20 protein-coding genes and 1 riboswitch are annotated in these 22866 nt (G+C 39.2%); of the genes, 1 reads left to right on the top strand and 19 read right to left on the bottom strand.

All coding sequences use genetic code 11. The annotated features are described in order from the left end of the window. Positions 1 to 384: 384 nt before the first annotated feature. The 3 genes from LQ50_RS00920 to LQ50_RS00930 are packed head-to-tail and all read right to left on the bottom strand — an operon-like array spanning position 385 to position 3952. Positions 385 to 2055, bottom strand: a complete 1671-nt coding sequence (locus tag LQ50_RS00920) for an acyl-CoA dehydrogenase family protein (protein ID WP_034625060.1) — start codon at positions 2053 to 2055, stop codon at positions 385 to 387. Further along, on the bottom strand, positions 2052 to 3572 hold the full coding sequence (locus tag LQ50_RS00925; protein ID WP_034625062.1) for a class I adenylate-forming enzyme family protein: 1521 nt from the start codon (positions 3570 to 3572) through the stop codon (positions 2052 to 2054). The genes LQ50_RS00920 and LQ50_RS00925 overlap by 4 nt, the downstream gene beginning before the upstream one ends. Then, on the bottom strand, positions 3569 to 3952 hold the full coding sequence (locus LQ50_RS00930; RefSeq protein WP_034625064.1) for a MerR family transcriptional regulator: 384 nt from the start codon (positions 3950 to 3952) through the stop codon (positions 3569 to 3571). The genes LQ50_RS00925 and LQ50_RS00930 overlap by 4 nt, the downstream gene beginning before the upstream one ends. Positions 3953 to 4107: 155 nt before the next feature. Here LQ50_RS00930 and ymzB point away from each other — a divergent pair, with 155 nt between their 5' ends. Further along, complete coding sequence (gene ymzB / locus LQ50_RS00935; protein ID WP_034625067.1) at positions 4108 to 4464, top strand: protein YmzB; 357 nt, start codon at positions 4108 to 4110, stop codon at positions 4462 to 4464. 93 nt (positions 4465 to 4557) lie between these two features. Here the strand turns inward: ymzB and LQ50_RS25890 are convergent, their stop codons facing one another. From LQ50_RS25890 to hemW, 16 genes are all read right to left on the bottom strand, one after another. After that, positions 4558 to 5769, bottom strand: a complete 1212-nt coding sequence (locus tag LQ50_RS25890; protein WP_052144508.1) for a redoxin domain-containing protein — start codon at positions 5767 to 5769, stop codon at positions 4558 to 4560. A gap of 633 nt (positions 5770 to 6402) precedes the next feature. Next, entirely contained in the window at positions 6403 to 7077 is a 675-nt protein-coding gene (gene deoC / locus LQ50_RS00945; protein WP_034625068.1) for a deoxyribose-phosphate aldolase, read from the bottom strand. Between the two features lie 141 nt (positions 7078 to 7218). Further along, a complete protein-coding gene (locus LQ50_RS00950) occupies positions 7219 to 7995 on the bottom strand; it encodes a 3-oxoacyl-ACP reductase (RefSeq protein WP_034625070.1) in 777 nt (258 codons plus the stop codon). 11 nt (positions 7996 to 8006) lie between these two features. After that, positions 8007 to 9041 carry an ABC transporter substrate-binding protein gene (locus LQ50_RS00955; RefSeq protein ID WP_034625072.1) on the bottom strand — a complete coding sequence of 345 codons (1035 nt, stop codon included), beginning with the start codon at positions 9039 to 9041 and terminating at the stop codon, positions 8007 to 8009. Beyond that, a complete protein-coding gene (locus tag LQ50_RS00960; RefSeq protein ID WP_034625073.1) occupies positions 9038 to 9805 on the bottom strand; it encodes an ABC transporter permease in 768 nt (255 codons plus the stop codon). Before LQ50_RS00960 ends, LQ50_RS00955 begins: the two co-directional genes overlap by 4 nt. Then, positions 9802 to 10566, bottom strand: a complete 765-nt coding sequence (locus LQ50_RS00965) for an ABC transporter ATP-binding protein (RefSeq protein WP_034625075.1) — start codon at positions 10564 to 10566, stop codon at positions 9802 to 9804. Before LQ50_RS00965 ends, LQ50_RS00960 begins: the two co-directional genes overlap by 4 nt. A gap of 13 nt (positions 10567 to 10579) precedes the next feature. Beyond that, positions 10580 to 12055, bottom strand: a complete 1476-nt coding sequence (locus LQ50_RS00970) for an acyl-CoA reductase (RefSeq protein ID WP_034625076.1) — start codon at positions 12053 to 12055, stop codon at positions 10580 to 10582. Continuing rightward, positions 12052 to 13170: a LuxE/PaaK family acyltransferase gene (locus tag LQ50_RS00975; protein ID WP_034625077.1), complete on the bottom strand. Its 1119-nt coding sequence runs from the start codon at positions 13168 to 13170 to the stop codon at positions 12052 to 12054. The genes LQ50_RS00970 and LQ50_RS00975 overlap by 4 nt, the downstream gene beginning before the upstream one ends. 92 nt (positions 13171 to 13262) lie before the next feature. Further along, positions 13263 to 13366, bottom strand: a riboswitch (TPP riboswitch). Positions 13367 to 13522: 156 nt separating this feature from the next. After that, positions 13523 to 14872 (bottom strand): tRNA (N(6)-L-threonylcarbamoyladenosine(37)-C(2))-methylthiotransferase MtaB, encoded by a 1350-nt coding sequence (mtaB, locus tag LQ50_RS00980; RefSeq protein ID WP_034625080.1) that lies wholly within the window; start codon positions 14870 to 14872, stop codon positions 13523 to 13525. Between the two features lie 4 nt (positions 14873 to 14876). Then, the gene (locus tag LQ50_RS00985; RefSeq protein ID WP_034625082.1) at positions 14877 to 15629 is read right to left on the bottom strand and encodes a 16S rRNA (uracil(1498)-N(3))-methyltransferase; all 753 of its coding nucleotides are present in this window, start codon (positions 15627 to 15629) and stop codon (positions 14877 to 14879) included. A 53-nt stretch (positions 15630 to 15682) separates the two neighbouring features. Continuing rightward, entirely contained in the window at positions 15683 to 16618 is a 936-nt protein-coding gene (gene prmA, locus LQ50_RS00990; RefSeq protein ID WP_034625404.1) for a 50S ribosomal protein L11 methyltransferase, read from the bottom strand. A 25-nt stretch (positions 16619 to 16643) separates the two neighbouring features. Beyond that, positions 16644 to 17759 carry a molecular chaperone DnaJ gene (dnaJ, locus tag LQ50_RS00995; RefSeq protein ID WP_034625084.1) on the bottom strand — a complete coding sequence of 372 codons (1116 nt, stop codon included), beginning with the start codon at positions 17757 to 17759 and terminating at the stop codon, positions 16644 to 16646. Positions 17760 to 17940: 181 nt separating this feature from the next. Beyond that, the gene (dnaK, locus tag LQ50_RS01000; protein WP_034625086.1) at positions 17941 to 19782 is read right to left on the bottom strand and encodes a molecular chaperone DnaK; all 1842 of its coding nucleotides are present in this window, start codon (positions 19780 to 19782) and stop codon (positions 17941 to 17943) included. A 55-nt stretch (positions 19783 to 19837) separates the two neighbouring features. Continuing rightward, positions 19838 to 20386 (bottom strand): nucleotide exchange factor GrpE, encoded by a 549-nt coding sequence (grpE, locus tag LQ50_RS01005; RefSeq protein WP_084138576.1) that lies wholly within the window; start codon positions 20384 to 20386, stop codon positions 19838 to 19840. Between the two features lie 97 nt (positions 20387 to 20483). Then, on the bottom strand, positions 20484 to 21515 hold the full coding sequence (gene hrcA, locus LQ50_RS01010; protein WP_034625087.1) for a heat-inducible transcriptional repressor HrcA: 1032 nt from the start codon (positions 21513 to 21515) through the stop codon (positions 20484 to 20486). A 149-nt stretch (positions 21516 to 21664) separates the two neighbouring features. Continuing rightward, positions 21665 to 22813, bottom strand: a complete 1149-nt coding sequence (gene hemW, locus LQ50_RS01015) for a radical SAM family heme chaperone HemW (RefSeq protein WP_034625088.1) — start codon at positions 22811 to 22813, stop codon at positions 21665 to 21667. Positions 22814 to 22866: the final 53 nt, after the last annotated feature.

The raw sequence follows: 22866 nt of genomic DNA on the forward strand, positions 1-22866 counted from the left end.
GTAATTTGTTGTCTCGGTTCGACCAACATATGCAGGCGCAGGTACTGGTTCAGGTTTTGCTCTAAAAAAGTAAGCCAGCGCACCTACTATAGCAACAAGAACAAAAACAATGAAGAATAACATTCCATCGATGGTAATGCACCTCCAATAACTCGCACGATGCCCAAAACGGATTGTTCAGGACAAAAGTTATTATGGACCAGATTACTTACGGTTATTTAAAAAGGGTTGTTCCAAAATTAGGAGGTAATAAGAAAACATAAAAAAAGAGCGCACTGAAAATCCCAGTGCACCCGCAACAGTCTAGTAAAATATGGAAAAATGGGTAAAGCCGTTTATTTATTACTTGGTACAGGAAATGTCTTAAAGAGGATCTCTTCTTTTTTAAACTAGGTGATCGGATTGAGTATGATTCAATAATTCATCAAAATGTCTTAACACAGCCGGAACTGGATTAAACCCCTCATTTCCCCACATTTGTTCTAGGAAAATGTCTGCGATCTTCCACTTTCGTACCGGGTCCATCATTGCATCTTCAAGAGCCACAACGGATAAATAAATATCTGCCATTAAATTAGCTATTTTTTTAGCATGAAATGTTTGTAAGTCACTTGTCGTACCTTTGACTGCTTTAGATAGCTCTGATAACTCCACAATAATTTTTTTTAACTTGTTTATATGCCTTTGGAAATGAGAAGGTAGTTGATGTAATAAATCATTCATCTCATCAATAAACAATTCATCAACTTGAAACTTTTCTATTAAACGGAGAACCTCTAATGCTAGAATGTTTTCTGTCCCTTCCCACACGGTTAATACTTGCGCATCTCTTAATAATCTTGGTGTAACAAAATCCTCGATGTACCCATTTCCTCCATGTAACTCAATGGCTTCATGAGAGAATGCAATGGCTTCTTCTGCGGTACGCATTTTTATTAATGCAATGTACAACCGATTAAGGGCCTCCTCTCTCATTGACCCTTGTTTGTCTTTTTTTATAAGGCTTTCAAATCCTTCGATGGTTTTAAAACAAGCACTCGTTTCGACTTCTTGCCTTGCAAGTAAGTCCATTAAAGTTTCTCTAACCATAGGATATTCTGATAGTTGTCTACCAAAAGCTTTTCGATCATGTGTATAGTTAACAGCCTCATCATAGGCTCTCCTCATAATTCCAACGGAAGCAATAGCATTGCACACTCTAGACAAATTTAGTGCCTCCATCATATAGTAAAATCCTTTCTCAGCCTCTCCAATAAGAAAAGCAGTAGCTCCTTCAAATACGACTTCTCCTGAAGGAACAGCACGAACACCTAGCTTATCTTTAAGCCTCCTAACTTGTATATCGTTTTTGCTTCCATCATCTTTTTGCCATGGAACTAAAAATAGACTTAACCCTTTAGTTCCCTTTTCTGCTCCTTCTAGTCGAGCAAGTACAGCCGCTACCCCGCACATACCTACATTTGAAGCAAAATATTTTTCACCATAGATTCGGTAATATTCCCCTTCTTTTTTAGCCATCACTTCGTTGGCCCCTACATCAGATCCGCCTTGCCTCTCAGTTAAAAATGTAGCTCCTTCATAGAGCTCGACGTCTCCGGTAGAAAGAAGGTGAGGAAGATAACGTTCCTTAAGTTTCTCATTTGCGTACTTTTCAACTAAGTATGCTGTAGCCATTGTCAAGGTGACAGGACAATAAAACCCTGGTTCCACTTGTGAAAGCAAATAGCCTTGAGCATATGAAAAGTGATAACTACCTCGTTGATTTAATTCCGGTATGTTTTTATGGAGATACCCAACAATACCCGTATTGTATGTTTCTTTTATCGTTTGCCGATACCCTTCATTTACCCAAACCTCGGAAATGTCATTTCCAAATTTGTCATATTTGATTAATTTTGGTTGCCCTTCTCGATCGGTATGCTTAGCTCGTTCATCAATCTGTTTGCACATAGCTCTAAACTTAGGTAATTCTTTTTTTACGTATGGTAATAATTCATTACGAACATAGCGGTTTACGATAAAATTTAAATTCTCATCTATTGTAAGCGTATTCATTTCAATGCACCCTCCTTCCCCCTCAAGACTTGCTTAAGAATCTTACCTGTCGGATTACGCGGCAAGTCATCAACGCATTCAACGATATGTGGAATTTTATACTTCGCTATCCGCCCTTCTAAAAACGTTTGACAAATTTCTAGAGGGTTTTCTATAGGATCATTTGTTACAATATATGCCTTTATACTTTCTCCCCATTTTGAGTGAGGAACTCCAATTACTGCTACATCCGTAATGGCCGAATATTCCTTTAAAGCATCCTCAATTTCTTTTGGATATACATTAATTCCACCACATATAATCATATCTTTCTTTCGATCGACAATCCAAATGTATCCATCTTCATCTTCTCTTGCCATATCCCCCGTCAACAACCAACCGTTACAAACTGTTTCTTTTGTTTTTATATCATCTTTATAATAACCAACCATATTCCCTTCTCCAAATAAAGCAATTTCGCCAATTTCTCCTTGATCCACTCGATCTCCATTTTCATTAATAATTGCTAATTCCGTATTTAAAGCTGCACGTCTACCAATGCTTCCAGCTTTTGCGTCGTGTTCACTTGGACATAATAACGTACCACTTGGTCCCGCCTCTGTTAAACCATAGACACACATTAACTGGTTCGTTCTAAATGAGTTTCGGATATATGTGATTTCATTTTTAGAAAGAGGAGCTCCTCCATAAATCCACCACTTCATTGAGGACAGATCAGTACTTTTCAATTTAGGATGGCTCGCAGTCAATAAATAAGCAACTGGTGCGCCAAAGAAATGCGTTGGTTTCTGTTGTTCCACCAATTCCAGCAGTGCTTCTGGGGTAAAACTTGGATGAAGAATATGAGTTGCTCCAACATATGTCCCCGCTACAAAGAATAAGTGAAGAGGGGCGGAGTGCGATAAGGGCATGATATGAAGCATTCTTGATTCTGACTTCATTTCTGTTTCAACAGCCATCATAGTCGCTACGCTTAAAATATTTCGGTAGCTAAAAAGCACTCCTTTGGGCTTGCCTGTCGTTCCCGATGTGTAGAGGATGGTTGCTAGTTCATCTTCTTTTAAGTCACAATGTATCACGTCTGAAGAACCATAAGTGAGAAGATCTTCAAAAGAATCCCAATGACCAAAACGATCTCCTGTTTTTATCCAATGAAGTTGGAACTTAGAGGATAAATCTTTACATGTTTCAAACAACATCTCATGTCCAATAAAAGCCTTAGCCTCACTATGCTCGATAATATACGATAACTCATGAGGTGTCAGCCGAGCATTAACAGGAACCGTAATAGCACCTAGGCGAAGAACAGCAAAATAACTAATTGCAAACTCTGGTACATTCGGAAAAAAAAGAATGACTTTATCCCCTTTTGTAATCCCTCGATCACGTAGAGATGAAGCAAGTTTGGTTACTCTTTCGTCTAAGGTACGATAACTCATTTCCTCTCCTAAATAAAGTAAAGCGGTATGATCAGAATACTTTCTGGCATTTCTCGCTAATAATTCAGATACGTTCATTCGTTCCCCTCCATTTTGTGTAAACGTTGTCTAAAATCATTTTGATACTCCACTAACTCATCTCTAAGTGCAGTCATCTCCTCAATTTGCTCTGTTAGCATACGAATCTTGTTTTCCCCATACGCTATGGTTCTTTCTAATTGTTTCTTTCCTGTTCGATCTAGGTCAAACAAGGTAATCATTTCTTCAATCTCATCTAAAGAAAAGCCAAATCTTTTACCTCGAAGAATTAACTGCATGCGAATTCGATCCTTTTTATGATAGATTCTTTGACCCGTTAATGTCCTTTCTGGTTTGATCAACCCCTTTTCTTCGTAATACCGGATTGTTCTAGTACTAATATCAAACTCTTTTGCAAGATCCGAAATAGAAAATGTCACTTTTGTTAACTCCCCGTTGTCTGAATTTTCTTTTACTATACATTACGTTAACGTAAACGTCAATTATTTTCTTCGGTTAATTATTACGTTGAAATCTTAAAAGAATGAACTGATTGCAAACAGGGAAAAGTACGAGTATACCAAGGAGGGTGATTATGACTCAACATTTAGATGAATTATCAGAGTGGTTCGAGTCTCATAAAGGAGAGACATTGCTTATTCGTAAAAATGAATTATCTACTGGGTTACAACAGATCTTTGATATTGATCAAGTCACCTTACAGCTTGATCGTATTTCTGTTGTTAATAACGATTCCAATATTGACGATTATATTCCCAGTCAAGAACTCATTCTGCATGGGGAAGGAAATATTAAAAGTGCAGAAGGTATGAAAAACTTACCACAAAACGCCTATGAAATTCCTCTTTTTGGAAGAGTGGTTACTTCAAAAGAAAATCAAGGTTTAAAACTTGAAACGGAAAAAGCAATTTATGAAATATACCCACATTAAAAACTAAATATAACTCTTCTGTTTATTGCTTCGGGGTGTCCAAAAAGGTCAAAAAACTGACTCTTTTGAACACCCCAAAATTCATAAAACAACCTACATTTCAGGCATACCCTTAAGCTGCCTAATCATCATTTCTACATTCATCGCTCCTATATGGATATGTGTGATCATGCCGCTTTTGTCGATAAATAACGAGGTGGGTCTAGGACCAATTTGGTAAAGGGCATACGTTTCACCTGCTTCATCTAAGAGGATGGGAAAACTTAAACCAAGATCATCAACAAATTGTTTAACCTGTTCACTCGAACCTTCCGTGTTTGTTCCGTTTATCGCAAGAACAACGACATCATGATTTTTATAAAATCTCTGCATGTCAGGCATCTCTGCTCTACAAGGAGGACACCATGTTGCCCAAAAGTTAATCATAATGCGCTGACCTGAAAAATCAGAAAGTGCTACCTCCTCTCCCTCTACCGTTTGTAAAGTAAAATTAGGGGCCATTTGCCCTACGGCAACCCTGGAGGAATGTTGACTGTCCCCAGAAATTTTTGTTGCAGTGAAGGAGTTGAATGAACCCCATCCAACTATGCAGATGAGAACTAATAGAATGAACAAACTCTTTTTTGTTTTCTTTGTGTTATGCTGTTCATTTACTATAATCTTCTTCTTTGTTCCAACTAACCCTGCTGCAACTATTAGGAAATAAAACCAGCTTGGAACGACCGCATTAAACATACGAACTTCAAAGATAAGAGAGAGGAAACCAACCATCATTCCATATAAAACAGTCAGTCTAATAGTAATGAAATGAATACGGACATTTTTTTGCTGTTGTACAACGAAAAATATCATTAAGAAAAGGTTCAAGATTAGTTGATAAAAGCTAACAGGATGTCCGTCTGAACGGAAAGGGTTAAATGAAAAATACATCGTTTCCAACACAAGATAACTAATCATGATATGAAGAAAAATAGCCATGTTATGTACACCTTTTTTTCTCGTTACCCATATAACATAGAGAAACAGCACTCCACACGCTATCATCCATTCCGTTGAACCACTTGGCATTGCTAATACTGCGACAGGATCACGTAGAGTAATCATTGGATACACAAGAAATGAAGAGAAGGAAAAAGCAATAAAAAAATAAAGAAGACTATTCCAATACACGTCCCTTAATTCCTTGGAGCTTTGTTGATTACTTATAACATGTTTGGATAAAAATAATCCGACTACAAAAAGGATCGCTAACACAAGCCAAGCTTGTTTAATGATAAACGGACCCACTGTCCAAATCCCTTCCATCCATTTCACCTGCCTTCTGCAATTAGAATCTATCATTTTCTATTAGATGTCAAAAAATTTGTCCGTAGATAAGCCAGAGTGAGTATGTATGTGCGCAAAAAGAGGATGGTTTTAAGCTACCTTGAAGTGAGTACCATATGAGCATTGAGTTCTCATGCATTGACTCCCGTTCTTCCGCCCTTTTGCTTTTTTCGGGATTCATAACTCCTCTTTAACTCCCGTTCTTCCGTCCCTTTGCTTTTTTCGGGAGTCATCACTCCTCTTTGACTCCCGTTCTTCCGCCCTTTTGCTTTTTTCGGGAGTCATCCGTTCTCTTTGACTCCCGTTCTTCCGTCCCTTCGCTTTTTTCGGGATTCACCCTTCATCTTTGACTCCCGTTATCCCGCTCCTTCGCTTTTTTTCGGATTCATCACTCCTCTTTGACTCCCGTTCTCCCGCTCCTTCGCTTTTTTTCGGAGTCATCACTCCTCTTTGACTCCCGTTCTTCCGTCCCTTCGCTTTTTTCGGGATTCATCCTTCCTCTTTGACTCCTCATCCTCTCTCATTACATCTACTAATAACATACAAAAAAGGCATATCCTCACCTTCTAGTGAAAATACACCTTTTACAAAAACGCTAATCAGAGCGAAAATTTAATAATCGGTATTGGCTTGCTCTCCATTGACAATAGATACACCAGCACTAGCACCAATACGCGTTGCTCCTGCTTCAACCATTGCTTTTGCACCAGCAAGATCACGAACACCGCCTGAGGCTTTAACACCAATGTCAGGTCCAACCGTTTTTCTCATTAAGGCAATATCTTCAATTGTTGCCCCACCTGTAGAAAAGCCAGTAGAAGTTTTTACATAATCTGTTCCAGCTTTTACAGCTAACTCACATGCACGTACTTTCTCTTCTTCCGTTAACAGGCTCGTTTCAATGATAACTTTCGTTAGCGCTTTCCCTTTAGCAGCCTCTACGACCGCACGGATGTCTCTTTCAACAAGTTCATCATTCTTATCCTTCAGTGCAGCAATATTAATAACCATATCTACTTCTGTTGCTCCGTTTTCAATGGCATTTGCTGTTTCAAACGCTTTTACTTCAGGTGTTGATGCTCCAAGCGGGAAGCCAATAACTGTACATACCTTTACTGCTTCAGCTTCGCTTAATAGCTCTGCTGAGAGCTTCACCCATGTAGGGTTCACGCAAACAGAGGCAAACTGGTATTCTTTTGCTTCCTTACATAACGTTTCAACTTGTTCTTTTGTCGTATCTGGCTTAAGTGCCGTATGATCAATTAGATTTGCAATCGACTTACTCAATTGTCAACATCCTCTCTTTATGTACTTTTTTATCCTTCATTAGCCTAGCATAGAATCTGGTGAGTGACGAGAAAAATTGTTTGAATTTGCTTGGTTATTTATTAGTCTCTCTTTTCCTCGCCATTTCACTCACTTAATTAATCATTTCATCACAAATCCTCCGTCAACGACCATGCATTGGCCTGTAACAAAAGATGACCAACCACTAGCAAAAAATAACACACTGCCAACAACGTCTTCTGGCTTTGCAATTCGGCGCAAAGGCGTTTGGCTCTTGATAAGTTCCTTCACTTCTTCTTTTGTCGTACGACTAGCGTCAGTTGGATAAACAAGACCTGGGGCAACACAATTAACCGTAATTCCAAATGACCCAAGATCAACTGCTAGGTTTTGTGAATATGTAAGGACAGCCCCTTTTGCTGTATTATAATCGTGGTAAGGAACGACCGGTCGATACACTAAATTACTAACCATATTAATCATTCGACCAAATTTTCTCTCTTTCATAAAAGGAATGACATGCTTACATACATTGAATGTCCCTTTTAAAGCCCCATCAATTTGGAGTTGATAATCTTCCCAATCAAGGTCCCAAGCAAGTTTCCTCCGATCGGGATCAAACGTGTAAGCATGTAAGGCGTTGTTCACGACTATGTCAATGGAATCAAACTCTGCAATGATGTCATCAATCATTCCTTTTACCTCGAGTTCATTTGTTACGTCTCCTTGCACAGCCATTGCTTCGATATCATACGCATTCATCAAGTGATCTGCCAGTTGTTCGGCCTGTTCCTTGCTCTTTAAGTAATTAATAATGACCGTTGCTCCTTGTTGTGCAAAACTTGTTGCAATCGCTGCTCCTATCCCACGACTTGAACCTGTAACTAGGACCACTTTATGTTGTAATTGAATATCCATTTGATATCACCTTAGTTTAATTGTTCTACTAGTTCATTTGTTGTAATGGTTTCGATATTTACTCTTTCACTTAGCAATCCTAGCTCATAGTAGGTTTCTTCTACTTCTTGTAAAATATCTACGTTTAACCAGCCCAATCCCTTTTCAGCAATTTCTTCGTTTGTTGACGTTTCATTACGGATGTTAATAATTTCAACATTTCTATCTACATCCTGACCATCTATCGCTGCAGTAACAGCCACTTCCGCAGCCTCTGTTGGATGCTCCATCGTATATGCTACACTGTCTCGATATACTTGAAGGAAACGAATAAGCTCTTCTTGTCTTTCTTGATACGTTTCTTCTGTCACAACAAATACATCCGCAGGCGTATTAAGGACATCTTTCACCTCAATTACATCAACTTCTCCTAATTCATTGCGCTGTGCATCATGCAAGCCTGTGTCTGTTGCCGCTGTTGCTACAACTTGTTTATTCATTAAAGGGCCAAAGTTAAGTACACCTGTTTCAATAAGATTCACATCTTCTTCCGTCATATTCGCTTGATGCAGAAGAACAAGAAGATTTTGATACGTTCCACTGCTTCTACTGTAGATTCCTACATCTTGTCCACGTAGATCTTCCATACTTGTAATATTGCTTTCTTTCAATGAAATTAAGTTAAAAACATTCTCTGGATAAATGTTATAAATCACTCTCAATTTCTCACCTTGTTCAAGTGCCAACAGAACAGCTTCCACATTTGCAAAGGCAATATCTGCATTACCGGCAATGATATTACGAATCGCATCTCCTCCGCCAGCACCAGGTATGTACTCAAAATCAATCCCTACATCATCAAACCAGCCTTTTTCCTCCGCTAAATAAATGTTAGCTTGTTCGGTAATCGGTTGGCTCCACGAAGCCATTCTTATTCTTTCGATTGATTGTTCTGCTGCTTCTTCCTCCTGTATTTCACTTTCTTCTTCCGCTCCACAACCGGCAATACTTACGGTTAGTGTAGCGAAACAAAGTACAGCACCGATTTGTTTCATAAATCGTTTCATTTCAACTCTCCCCTAGAATAACTATATTTTTTAAAAAAGAATGTCTCAACCCAATTAATAAGCTGATACAATATCATCCCTTTTGCTGTTAGCAAAATAAATACAGAAAACATTAACGTTGTATCGAGCATTCCTTGTGATGCAATAATAAGGGCACCTAAACCTTTATTCGCTCCAATAAATTCACTAATGACTGCTCCAACCACACTTAGTACCACTGCAACACGCAATCCCGAAAAAATATATGGCATCGCCGTTGGAAGTCGTAGCTTTAGGAGAGTTTGACTCCTTGTCGCTTTCAATGATTGAAAAAGCGCCAACTTCTCTCGACTAACATGAGAAAGCCCGGTAATCGTACTCTCAAATAACGGAAAAAAGCAAACAAGGGCTACAATCACTATTTTTGGCGTATAACCAAAACCAAACCACAATACTAAAAGAGGTGCCAAAGCTAGTTTGGGCATTGCTTGTGAAGCAATAATATATGGTTGTAAGATTTCTTGTGTTGTCTTAGATTGCGCTACTAAAAACCCTAGTCCGATCCCGAGAAGCGACCCAACAAAAAATCCACCCAACACCTCAATCGACGTTGCAAAAATATGAGGATAGAAATATCCACTTTGAAAATGCTGGATTAAGTTGGCTCCAATAGCCGTTGGAGCTGGCAAAATTATTTTTGAAATATCTTTTATTTGAACAACCGCTTCCCAAATAATAAGTAAAAAAAGAAACAGCAATAGGGAATACACTTTCGTCATTTTCATTTTGAGTGACCACCTAACCCTTCAATCGAGTTATGCAAGCCCTTCACAATCTCAATAAACGAAGAATCAAATTTTATTTCCTTTGGCCTTGGTCTAATAAAAGGCACGTGTAATTCTTGCATTACATTGGCTGGCTGTCCACCTAACAAAATTACTCGGTCTGCAAGATAAGCGGCCTCTGTAATATCATGTGTGATAAAAACGGTAGTCGTCCTATATTTCCTTGTCAATTTCATCAATTCTAGTTGCAGCTGTTCTTTTGTCATGGCATCTAGAGCTGAAAAAGGCTCGTCCATCAATAATATTTTCGGCTCCATCATAAAAGCTCTTGCCAATGTTACTCGAGACATCATACCTCCAGACAATTCATGAGGATATTTCTTTTGATGATCCTCTAAACCAACCGAAGCAAGTACTTCCAGTGCTTTATCACAATCCTGTTGAGTTAATTTCCTTTTTAATTCAATAGGCATAAGAACATTCTCTAGTACATTACGCCATTCTAAAAGGACGGGTTTTTGAAATACGTACGTGATCTCATCAGGTGGCTCGGATATCACCTGTCCTAACACAGAAACCTCGCCTTTTGTCGGAGTCAGCAAGCCACCAATCATTTGCAAAAGGGTCGTCTTCCCACTTCCACTTTTTCCAATAATGCTAACAAACTCCCCTTCTTGGATTTCTAATTGTATATGATCAAATATAGGTGCTTGTTCTGTGTTAAATTGCAGGACGATGTCTTGACACGTAATGATCGGCATCTAGTCACTCCCCTTAATCTCTAAGTACATCAAATAGATCCATCTGCTTTTCTAAAGTCGACTCCACATCACAAAATCGGACTAAATCGGCTAAATGAAAGCGACCATCATGATGCCAGCCCGGTTCGGGATGAGGCATCGATCCTAAAGCACAGATTCGATTGACACCAAATTCTCCTAAAAGGGGAACAATAGATGCGAAAGAGTGGGGGGCACAACCAACTCCGACTGTTTGAACGAACCCCTTTATTTGGCTCATATACTCTTTAATGTCCGTGATATTGTCAATCTGTACAACGGTAACAAATCGATTAAGAGGAGAAAATGGGAATAAATTCTCCTCTCCTCGTTCTCGATAAACCACGGTCCAATCTGTTCCGGACTCACTTTTCAAAAGACTAACAGTTGGATCTTCAAAGCTCTCAAACTCAATCGATGTTCGTAGCTTTACTATAGATTGCTGTTCTTCTTCTGTTAAATGGGCACGTGGATGTGATTCTTGAAAGTTGGCCATCTCATTCGCTAACATTTGTGCAAAATCTTTTGGAGAATAGGCTCCTCCACGTTCAACAAAAAAAACATGCGGCGATAGGCACCCTTGCTGATCAAACCAGGAGGCATCACTTGCAGCTAGCTTTGCTGCTTGCCATGCTTTCGTTGTTTGCAAACACTCTTTCGTTAACAATCCAAAACTAACCTTATGACCATGTGCATGAAAGCTTGTCTCTGTGGGCACTTTCTGTCTAACCGTCTCAATCGTTTCTTTTCCACCATAAGCAATGACGGCATCCGTTGATTGGAAACTTACCTCTTCTATTGACTGATTTCCACCTTTCCACCATAAAATAGCTAGTGAATCTCCTAACCTCGGATCAATATCTGTAATGGTTTTAGCAAACAACACAGGAAACAATGGCTCAGAAGACGATACTTTTCCGAGTGTTGCTGACTTCAGTAATATGCCTGCAGCCAAACTCCAAAGCGGCAAGGCTGGAACATTCCCTGAAAAAATATGGGTAATGACACCTGGACCGTATGCTCGATACACCCCTCCTGCTTTTCTTGGGCGGAACTCATCTAACACAAGAGGGTTCGGAAAATCTTCATCAATCATCCGCTGTAATTTAATTTTGCGAAATTGCCGTAAATACCGGCTTAAGAATAAACGAATCATTTCCCGATCATACCCCGTAATGATCGGGAGCAGTTCCTCTGCTAGCTTTCGTAATTCAAACTCGGGGTCTAACCATCTTTCAATCGCTTGATCAAAAATATCTATTAAATCATTCGTACGAAGTGTGCTCACATAGTTCAATTGTTGCTGTTTCAACTGTGCCATGACTGACTCGATTAGAACGGGAGTGATCTGCGGAACCGATAATTCTACTTTTTTCCCATGATTTTCAAATGTTAATGTTTGAAAAGAAGCAGAAGCAACGTCCTGCTCACATGAGGATGGCACATGATAACAAGTATAGGTTATCGTCATACTAGATCCCCTCTTGATTGGTTGTTAGAAGCTAGAAATTGTTCAACCGCTAATGAACACCCTTTTGCGTCTGCTCCTTCTGCTCGACCTACTAGATAAAATCCATGATCAGCACGGATCCCTACATCCTCTGTTAAAATACCCAAAACAGAATTCACATTCGCCAAATCATAATGAACGATAATCCCTCGTTCCCCTATGGCCTTCTCTTCCATTCGCTCAATATCCATCACTACGGTTCTTACCCAATGTGGTGCATGTTTTTTTGGAGTTAGGTAGTCAGATTCATCATGTAGAAAATTCCCATCATACATTTGTGAGCTCAGTTCTGTCATACCGTACATATTAAGGCAATTTTCTATAGGTACCGAAAATAACTTACCCACCTCTTCTTTAAACACCTTTGGCTCGATTTCTCGGGATTTCCCTTTAGCTCCACCCGTATCCATCAAGCGACTTTTGGGAGGTAATTCAAAATTCATATTCTTTTTTTTACACTCATCTAATAAATGAATAAAGGAAAACGTTGCTCCAATGATTAAAACCGGTTCTTTACTTTGTTCCACTTTTTTTAGTTCATCTATTAGTTTGTCAACTTGAAATTCATCTTTCGAAAAAACATTTAGACTATCTTTTGTTCCAAATGATTGTTTAGCGATATGTAAATAATGTGCTAATGACGAATTTGGCAACACTTCTTCTTCCGGAAAGAGGACTAACATTTTTACCTTTTCTAGATCAGGCATAATTGCTGACTTAAAAAAAGTTTTCATCGATACATCATAAACATCTAAATCACGATGATAATTTTTCCCTCTTTTTTCGGAATTCGTTGTTCCACTTGTCATAAATAATGATTTCGTTTCTTCAATGGGATGACTTGATAAAGTACTCAATTTAAAGGCATCGATTGGCACTGGTGGAATATCCAGATAATGCTTGACGGTTCTTGGTGAAACGCGCCGTTTTCTACAAAATTTCCGATATGTTTGGTTGTTTTCATATTGGAATTGAAAGACCTTTAAAGCCATTTGATTAAATTGTTCATCACTGGCAGTAGGCTGTTTTATAAAATCTATTAGCTCTTGTTTTACTGCTTCGTATGTTGGTAACAACGCAAAACACTCCTCTTTAATATAAAAAAACCGCTTCCTATCTTGAAAGCGGTCATCAATCTTAACTATGTTTTCTCAAAAAAATATAGCTGATAAAATGATGGCCACTTCCCTACGCTGCGATTACACAGTTCAGGTTCAAAGGGTCTAAGCAATGCTTTATTCTCAGCCAAATTAGGCTCCCCTAGTGGTAATTCTCATATCGTTTCTATATAAATCATATCATTAAATAGATCTTCTTGCTATAGTTTCATAAATAGTGAAAGAGGGTCTCGCAAAAGGTTCATTTTCAACCATTTGAGAGACCCCTAAAAGCCATTACTGCCTTTTTCCTGCTAGTGAGAAAGTCTTTTTATCCATTTACAACTTGTACGGTCTCCGCTTCCTCTAACACGCGTACGAATTCGCCCTCGTTATATGGATAACCTGCTTTAGTTATTTTTACTTTAACAAGCTGGCCAATCATGTCCTCTGTAGCGGCAACTTTTACTTTTAGATAGTTATCGGTATATCCAATAAATCTACCACTATTTTTGTCTTCTTTATCGCGCTCTTCTGGGATTACTTCAAGTACTTCTCCTTCAAAATGCGATGCGTATTCTTTCGCTAATTGATTAGATAATTCAATTAAACGGTGTACGCGTTCATTTTTAATCTCTTCATCTACCTGATCTTCCATACGAGCAGCTGGTGTCCCAGTGCGCTTTGAATATGGAAACACATGCAGCTCACTAAACTTGTGTTTTGCAATAAAATCAAACGTTTCTTGGAACTCTTCTTCTGTCTCACCAGGAAAACCAACGATCACGTCAGAAGTTACAGCAAGCCCTGGTAGGACTTCTTTCAAGCGATCTAAACGTTCGCCAAAGAATTCCATTGTATATTTACGGCGCATCCGTTTTAACACAGTATTTGACCCAGATTGCAATGGAATGTGCAGGTGACGTACAACTTTAGTTGAGCGGTCAATCACATTTATCACTTCGTCAGTTAATTGGCTTGCCTCAATCGATGAAATACGGATACGCTTCAAACCTTCGACTTTTTCTAAGTCTTCGAGTAAGCGTGCTAGACTATAATCTTTTAAGTCCTCTCCATATCCACCCGTATGAATTCCTGTTAGAACGATTTCTTTATATCCTGCTTGTACCAATTGTTGTGCTTGCTTAATCACTTCCTGTGGATCACGTGAACGCATTAACCCACGAGCCCATGGAATAATACAAAATGTACAAAAGTTGTTACAGCCTTCTTGTATTTTTAAAGATGCGCGTGTTCGATCTGTAAAAGCCGGCACATCAAGCTCTTCATAGACACGTGATTTCATGATATTTCCTACACCATTAATTGGCTCACGTTCACGCTTGAACTGCTCGATATATTCTAGCATCTTCACACGGTCTTGTGTTCCGACGACAATATCAACACCAGGGATCGCCATAATTTCAGCAGGAGATGTTTGAGCGTAACACCCTGTTACACAAATAACCGCATCAGGATTTTTACGGATCGCACGACGAATCACTTGTCGACTCTTTTTATCTCCTGTATTAGTTACTGTACATGTATTTATAACATAAACGTCTGACGTTGCTTCAAAATCAACTTTATCATAGCCTTCATGTTGAAACAGCTGCCAAATTGCTTCTGTTTCGTAATGATTTACTTTACAACCTAATGTATGAAAGGCAACAGTAGGCATAATATCACCTCATTAATTCGAAATGGTACGAAATCGCAGCAAGCACATAAAGAGATGCTGTTTCCGTACGTAAAATCCGTGGTCCAAAACCACAGACAATAACACCTTGTTTTGTTAATTGATCCACTTCTTCTTCTGTGATTCCACCTTCAGGTCCAATAATCACTAATATCTTTTGCCCAGGCGCTACAGTCGTTAACTGCTGAGCCAACTGAGCTTGTTCTCCTTGCTTCGCCGATTCTTCATAGGCCAAGATAATTAAATCAAATGAAGGGAGCTCTTGTTTTAACTGTGAAAACGAGTGAACGGGTAACACTTCAGGGATTCGTTCCCTATAAGACTGTTCCGCCGCTTCCTTTGCGATCTTCTCTAATCTTTCAATCTTCTTGCTCGCTTTCTTATGATCCCACTTTACAATCGAACGAGCAGCAGCAAAGGGGAGGAAAGCAAAAGCTCCAAGCTCCGTTCCTTTTTGAATAATTAGATCGAGCTTATCTCCTTTAGGAAGCCCTTGAGCAATGGTCACTTGAACTGGAAGTTCCGTTTTAGGCTCAAGGGTCTCTGTTATGTCTGCGTTGATTTCCGTATCCGAAAGATTTGATAAACGACATTTGACTGTCCTAGAGTCATTGTCACTACAAATAACTTCATCGCCAACATCCATCCGCATCACTTTTGAGATGTGCTTGACATCATCCCCAATAATTTGAACGGCTGTGTCTGTCATCTGCTCTTTTTTAACAAAATATCGTTGCATCTTCATCTTCCTCACTTTAAAGTGATAATCAAAAAGAGAATTCTAATTAAGGCTTACTTCTTTTTCGCGATAATGGCTACCCAATCGTCCATTTCAACAATTTCTTCTATAAGAAATCCACCGCTTGTGAGGGCGTCTTTTACTTCTTGTTTTTTACGCTTAATAATTCCTGATGTAATATACGTTCCGTTTGGCTTAAGAACCGCTGCCGCATCTTGAACAAATCGAACAATTACCTCTGCTAATATATTGGCTACGACGATATCAAATGGTCCCTCGATTCCTTCGAGTAAATTATTCTGTTTCACCGTTACCGTATGATCCACTTGATTTAGCGCGACATTTTGTTCTGCACTTTCCACAGCTACATAATCAAGATCAAGCGCTAAGGTACGTTGTGCCCCTAGCTTTGCCGCAGCGATGCTTAAAACACCTGATCCTGTTCCAACGTCTACAACCTTTTCTCCACCTTGAATCACCTTATCAAGAGCTTGTATACAAAGAACAGTCGTTGGATGCGTCCCTGTTCCAAATGCCATCCCCGGATCAAGTTCGATGATTGTCTCATCCTCTGATGCCTCATACTCTTCCCAAGTTGGAGTAATGGTGATTGAGCTGGACACTTTTACAGGCTTGTAATATTTCTTCCATGCAGTAGCCCACTCTTCTTCATGTACTTCAGCAATTTGAACCTTATTTGAGCCAAGGTCAATGTCATAAGCAAGCAATCCATTTATTGACTCTTTGATTTCATCAATCGTCTCTGCTAAAAAACTATTAACCGGAAAGTATGCTTTTACAATAACACCCTCTTCTGGATAATCATCAGGAGAGAGTTGGTAGATCTCACCGAAACGATCGCCCCACTCTTTTGCAAGGTCAATTGAGTCTTCAATGACAACCCCGCTTGCGCCAGCCTCATGCAAAATATGACAGACTGGCTCAACCGCTTCCTCTGTTGTATGAATACTAAATTCCGACCATTTCATCATTTCTACCAACTCCAGTTTTTAATTAATCACCTTTAAACGCTCTTCTCACTTTTGCAAAGAAGCCATCATTCTGTTCATCTGGCTGACCACCAGACATTTTTGCAAATTCACGAATCATATCTTTTTCTTTTTCCGTTAAATTCTTAGGTGTAACAACACGAACTTTCACATGTTGATCCCCTTGACCACGGCCATGAACGTTCGGCACACCTTTACCACGTAAACGGAAGTTCGTTCCTGTTTGAGTACCAGCAGGAATTTTCAGCTTCACTTTTCCGTTTAAAGTTGGCACTTCAATTTCGTCACCAAGCGCAACTTGAGCGAAGGTTAGTGGCATTTCACAATAAATATCATCACCATCACGATCAAAGAATTCATGCGGTTTCACATTAAAGACAACATATAGATCTCCAGGAGGCCCTCCGTTAACTCCAGCTTCCCCTTGGCCAGATACACGAAGTTGCTGCCCATGATCAATACCAGCAGGCACTTTCACGCTAATCTTTTTACGTTTACGTACCTTTCCTTTTCCGCCACACGTTGTACATTTATTTTTAATAAATTTCCCCGTACCTTCACAGTGGTGACAAACTCTGCGATTAACGACTCGACCAAACGGTGTATTTTGCTCTACGTTTAATTGACCAGCGCCTCCACAGTGTGAACATGTTTCTGGCTTTGTACCAGGCTTTGCTCCTGAACCTGTACATGTTTGACACGTTTCTTCTCTTGGTATTTCAATCTCCGTATCTTTCCCAAAAACAGCTTCTTTAAAGTCAAGTGTCATTGTATATTGCAAATCTGCTCCTTGACGTGGCGCATTTGGGTTACGGCGCCCACCGCCGCCTCCAAAGAACATATCAAAAATGTCTCCGAAACCTCCACCAAAGTCGCCAGCCCCACCACCGAATCCTTGATTCGGATCTGTATGACCAAATTGATCATAATGAGCTTTCTTTTGCGGGTCACTTAACGTATCATATGCATCTTTTACTTCTTTAAATTTCTCCGTAGCGTCAGCTTCTTTATTGACATCTGGGTGATATTTACGCGCCAATTTACGGTACGCTTTTTTCACTTCATCAACTGAAGCATTTTGATCGACACCAAGGACTTCATAGTAATCTCGTTTACTCATGTCATCCACTCCCGACTCTTTTCCATAACGTTCATCTTATCATCATCTTAGTATTATCCGCAAGATGCAGGTAAGAAGAACCATTATCCTCTTTTTGGTATACATTCGTAGAAAAAGTCAAAGTCATAAATCTGACTTTGACTTTTCTACATTAATCATCTTTGAACTTTGTTCAACGTACTTACTTTTTCTCTTCTTCTTTTACTTCTTCGTAGTCAGCATCTACTACATTCTCATCTGCTTGGTTTGCACCAGCTTCTGCTCCTTCAGCACCTTGTGCTGCTTGTGCAGCTTGAGCTGCTTGCTCATACATCTTTGTAGATAGAGCCATTACGATTTCTTGAAGCTCATCTTTTGCTGTACGAATTTCGTCAATGTTATCTGATTCAATGGCTGCTTTTAGCTTATCTTTAGCTGCTTCAGCTTTATCTTTTTCCTCTTGCTCAACGTTATCGCCAAGATCTTTAAGCGTTTTTTCAGTAGTGAATACTAATTGATCTGCTTCATTACGGAGCTCAACTTCTTCGCGACGCTTCTTATCTTCTTCAGCGTTTGCTTCTGCATCTTTTACCATTTTTTCGATCTCATCATCAGATAGACCTGAAGAGGAAGTAATCGTAATAGATTGTTCTTTATTTGTACCAAGATCTTTTGCTTTAACATTTACGATCCCGTTCGCATCAATATCAAATGTTACTTCAATTTGCGGAACACCACGTGGTGCTGGTGGGATATCCGTTAATTGGAAACGACCAAGCGTTTTGTTGTAAGCTGCCATTTCACGCTCTCCTTGAAGAACATGAATGTCTACTGAAGGCTGATTATCTGCCGCTGTAGAGAATGTTTGTGATTTAGACGTTGGAATCGTTGTATTACGCTCAATTAGCTTTGTAAATACGCCACCCATTGTCTCAATCCCTAGTGACAGTGGTGTTACGTCAAGAAGAACAACATCTTTAACATCACCTGTTAAGACACCTGCTTGAACAGCTGCACCAAGTGCAACCACTTCATCTGGATTTACACCTTTGTGTGGGTCTTTTCCAGTTAATTTCTTGATTTCTGCTTGAACGGCAGGAATACGTGTCGATCCACCAACTAGTACAACTTTGTCAATTTCACTTGCAGAAAGACCTGCATCCGAAAGAGCACGACGAGTTGGTCCAAGTGTACGTTCTACTAGATCCGCAGAAAGCTCCTCGAATTTTGCACGGCTTAAGCTAAGTTCTAAATGCTTAGGACCTGTTGCATCAGCAGTGATAAATGGAAGAGAAATTTGAGTTTGTGTTACACCAGAAAGATCTTTCTTCGCTTTTTCAGCTGCATCCTTAAGACGTTGCATAGCCATTTTATCTTGAGATAAATCGATACCATTGTCTTTTTTGAATTGTTCTACTAAGTGATCAATAATGACTTGGTCAAAGTCATCTCCACCAAGTTTGTTATCACCAGAAGTTGCTTTAACTTCAAAGAAGCCATCGCCAAGTTCTAGAATCGATACGTCAAACGTACCACCACCTAGGTCATAAACAAGGATTGTTTGGTCTTCTTCTTTTTCTAAACCGTATGCAAGTGCAGCAGCTGTCGGCTCATTCACAATACGCTCAACTTCAAGACCTGCGATTTTACCAGCATCCTTTGTTGCTTGGCGTTGTGAATCGTTGAAGTAAGCAGGTACTGTAATAACAGCCTTTGTTACTGTTTCACCAAGATATGCTTCTGCATCAGATTTTAACTTTTGTAGAATGATTGCAGAAATTTCTTGTGGAGTGTAGTCTTTACCTTCCACTGTTTCTTTGTAGTCTGTACCCATATGACGCTTAATAGAGATAATTGTATTAGGGTTAGTAATTGCTTGACGTTTTGCTACTTCCCCAACTTGGCGCTCACCATCTTTAAATGCCACAACAGATGGTGTCGTACGGTTACCCTCTGGATTTGGAATAACTGTTGCCTCGCCGCCTTCCATAACAGCTACACAAGAGTTCGTTGTCCCTAAATCAATACCAATGATTTTACTCATGATTTATACTCCTCCAATTCAACAATTGTCAATAATGTATTCTATATGTAAAGGACTACGCATTTACTTTAACCATAGAAGGTCTAAGCACACGATCCTTTAATTTATAACCCTTTTGTAATTCTTCCACGATTTGATTTGATTCAAACCCATCTTCCTCTACTTGCATAACCGCTTGGTGCAAGTGTGGATCAAATGAATGTCCAACCGTTTCAATTACTTCTACACCTTCACTTTTCAATGTATCTTGAAATTGACGGTAAACCATTTCCATTCCTTGTAGAAGAGATTTGGCTTCTTCTGCTTCAGGTTTCACAAGAAGAGCACGCTCAAAGTTATCAATTACAGGCAATAACGCTTCAATAACATTTTGAGATCTATATTTCGCAGCCGCTTCTTTTTCCTCACGAGATCGGCGTCGGAAATTATCATAATCAGCTTGAACTCTTAGGAGACGGTTGTTAAGTTCTGCTATTTCTGCAAGACGGGCATCCTCTTCAGTTACCTCTACCTCTTGATTTGCTCCTTCTGCTTCATCAGCAGGTGTTACGTTCTCCTCAGATACTGCTTCTTCTTCCATTGTTTGCGTTTCTTTTTCTGTCAACTCGTTCACCTCCTAATAAAATTAACTATAATCTATGTAGTATGACAAAAAGTTATTGAAGAAGTTTCTTCACAACTAATTGTCAATATTACCATTTTTACCCTTGTTGATACAAGTTTGTTAATAGCTTCGTTAAGTCTTTTGACAATGTGTCTACCACACCTATGACTCGACGGTACTCCATTCGTGTTGGTCCAAGTATGCCAATCGTCCCCATATGCTTACCACCAATTGAATACGAAGCTGTAATCAAACTACAGTTATCAAAGGCTTCCAACTTATTTTCTTGACCGATTTTCACTTGAATGCCATTATGCGGCGACCGAAGAATTTGATGCATCGTTTGATCTTCTTCTAACATATTAAGCAACATTCGAACTTTATCAATATCTCTAAATTCCGGTTGTGATAAAATGTTCGTTTTTCCACTATAGAAAACTTTTTCCGCTTTCTCAATGTCAAAAGACGGAGCGAGCATCTGCAAAACATGTTCATAATCTCGTATATGATTACGTAAAACATTTTTCACTTCAGACTGTAGTTTGTCTCTAAGCCTGTAGAGTGGGACACCCATCAAACGTTCATTCAAGATATTAACGGTTCGTTCTAGGTCAGAAGGTTCCATAGAATCGGGGACAGCGATCGTTTGATTCTCTACATGACCTGTGTCCGTAATGAGAATCAGAATAGCTGATCCTTTACTTAATGGGATGATTTGAATATTCCTTAATGTAGTTTCAAACATCTCAGGCCCAAGTACGAGAGAAATATAACTTGTCATATTTGAAAGTATTCTTGCTGAATGTTGAATCACCGCTTCAACTTCCTGTATTCGTTCATTAAAAATCGAACGGATATCAAGCTCTTCATCTGCCGTCAAATGATGGGGCATCAGAAGATTATCGACATAATAACGATAGCCCTTTTGTGATGGGATTCGTCCAGCCGAACTATGAGGTTTCTCTAAAAAACCTAATTCCTCAAGATCAGCCATATCATTACGAATCGTCGCTGGACTAAACGTAATATCATCTCTTTTGGAGATGCTTCGCGAGCCAACTGGCTCTGCAGAACGGATATAATCATCAACAATAGCATGCAGAATTAACAATTGTCTATCTGTCAACATCCCCTCATCACCTCTGTTAGCACTCACTGCATTCGAGTGCTAAATCTAATGATAAAGTACCAAATAGGTAGACTTTTGTCAATAAATAAACGTTAATTATCTAAGAGAAAACCAGACATGGTCAATTAGTGACTTTTTTTATATTAAAGTTATAGATCTTCTAATACAGCAATGAACTGTTCAAACACCTCATTACCAAGAAGTAACCCTTCTTCTGTCAATTGAATCGCACCATCTCGGCTCCTCACTAACCCTCGTTGTTTCAGGTGATCAATCTCATTTGCAAAAATATTCAACAGTGACTGTCCGTAACGCTTCTCAAATTGAGCAATATTAACTCCTTCACGTTTGCGAAGTCCCATAAACATCGCCTCTTCAATTCGCTCTATGGCGCTAACCTGATGCGTTTGGAACGTAGGTAGTTCTCCTTGTTCAATTGCTTTTAAATACTTTGGTATCGGTCCGTGGTTTTGATGACGAACTCCATTGACATACCCGTGTGCCCCGGCACCAAAACCGTAATACTCTTCATTGTTCCAGTACACTAAATTATGTTTGCTTTCATAACCCCTTTTGGCAAAATTACTTATTTCGTATTGGATTAATCCAGCTTCTTTTGTGCGATGTAGCAATTGTTGATACATCATAACTTCGTCTTCTTCCGGAGGCAATGTAAGTTTTCCTTGACGTTGTCGGTTGTAAAACACGGTTTTTTCCTCGACCTTTAAGGAATAAGCAGAAATATGTTCGATATCTAGATTTATGGCTTCTTTAATCGTTTCGGTAAAATGAGCTGGTTGTTGACTTGGTAATCCAAACATTAAATCTAAGGAGATATTAGTAAAACCTGCTTGTCTGCTTCTCCTGATCGCATCTTCAACACTTGACTTTGTATGAGTACGTCCTATTTCCTTAAGTAACGACTCATTAAACGTTTGAACGCCAATGCTCAGACGATTAATCCTATTTGCTTTTAGTACTTCAAGCTTTTCCTCTTCTATACTATCGGGATTCACTTCAATCGTATATTCTTCAACATCATATAAAGGAAGAGCTTCTTTCATTCCTTTTAAAAGAGTATTCAACTGCTCTGCTGAGAGTGCAGTAGGTGTCCCCCCACCGATATAAACGGTCCTCAAGCCTGAAGCGGGAGTATATTTCATAGTTCTTCTCATTTCTTCTAACAATGCTTCAATATATTCATCAACTGGTTGGTTTTTCAAAAAAACTTTATTGAAATCACAATAATGGCAAATGTGTTCACAAAATGGAATATGGACATATGCAGCTGTAACCAAGTTTCTTCCTCCTTATAATAGACAAAACCGCAGGAAAATTCCTGCGGTTCATG

The sequence above is a fragment of the Halalkalibacter okhensis genome (genome assembly GCF_000787375.1).
Classification (GTDB): domain Bacteria; phylum Bacillota; class Bacilli; order Bacillales; family Bacillaceae_D; genus Halalkalibacter; species Halalkalibacter okhensis.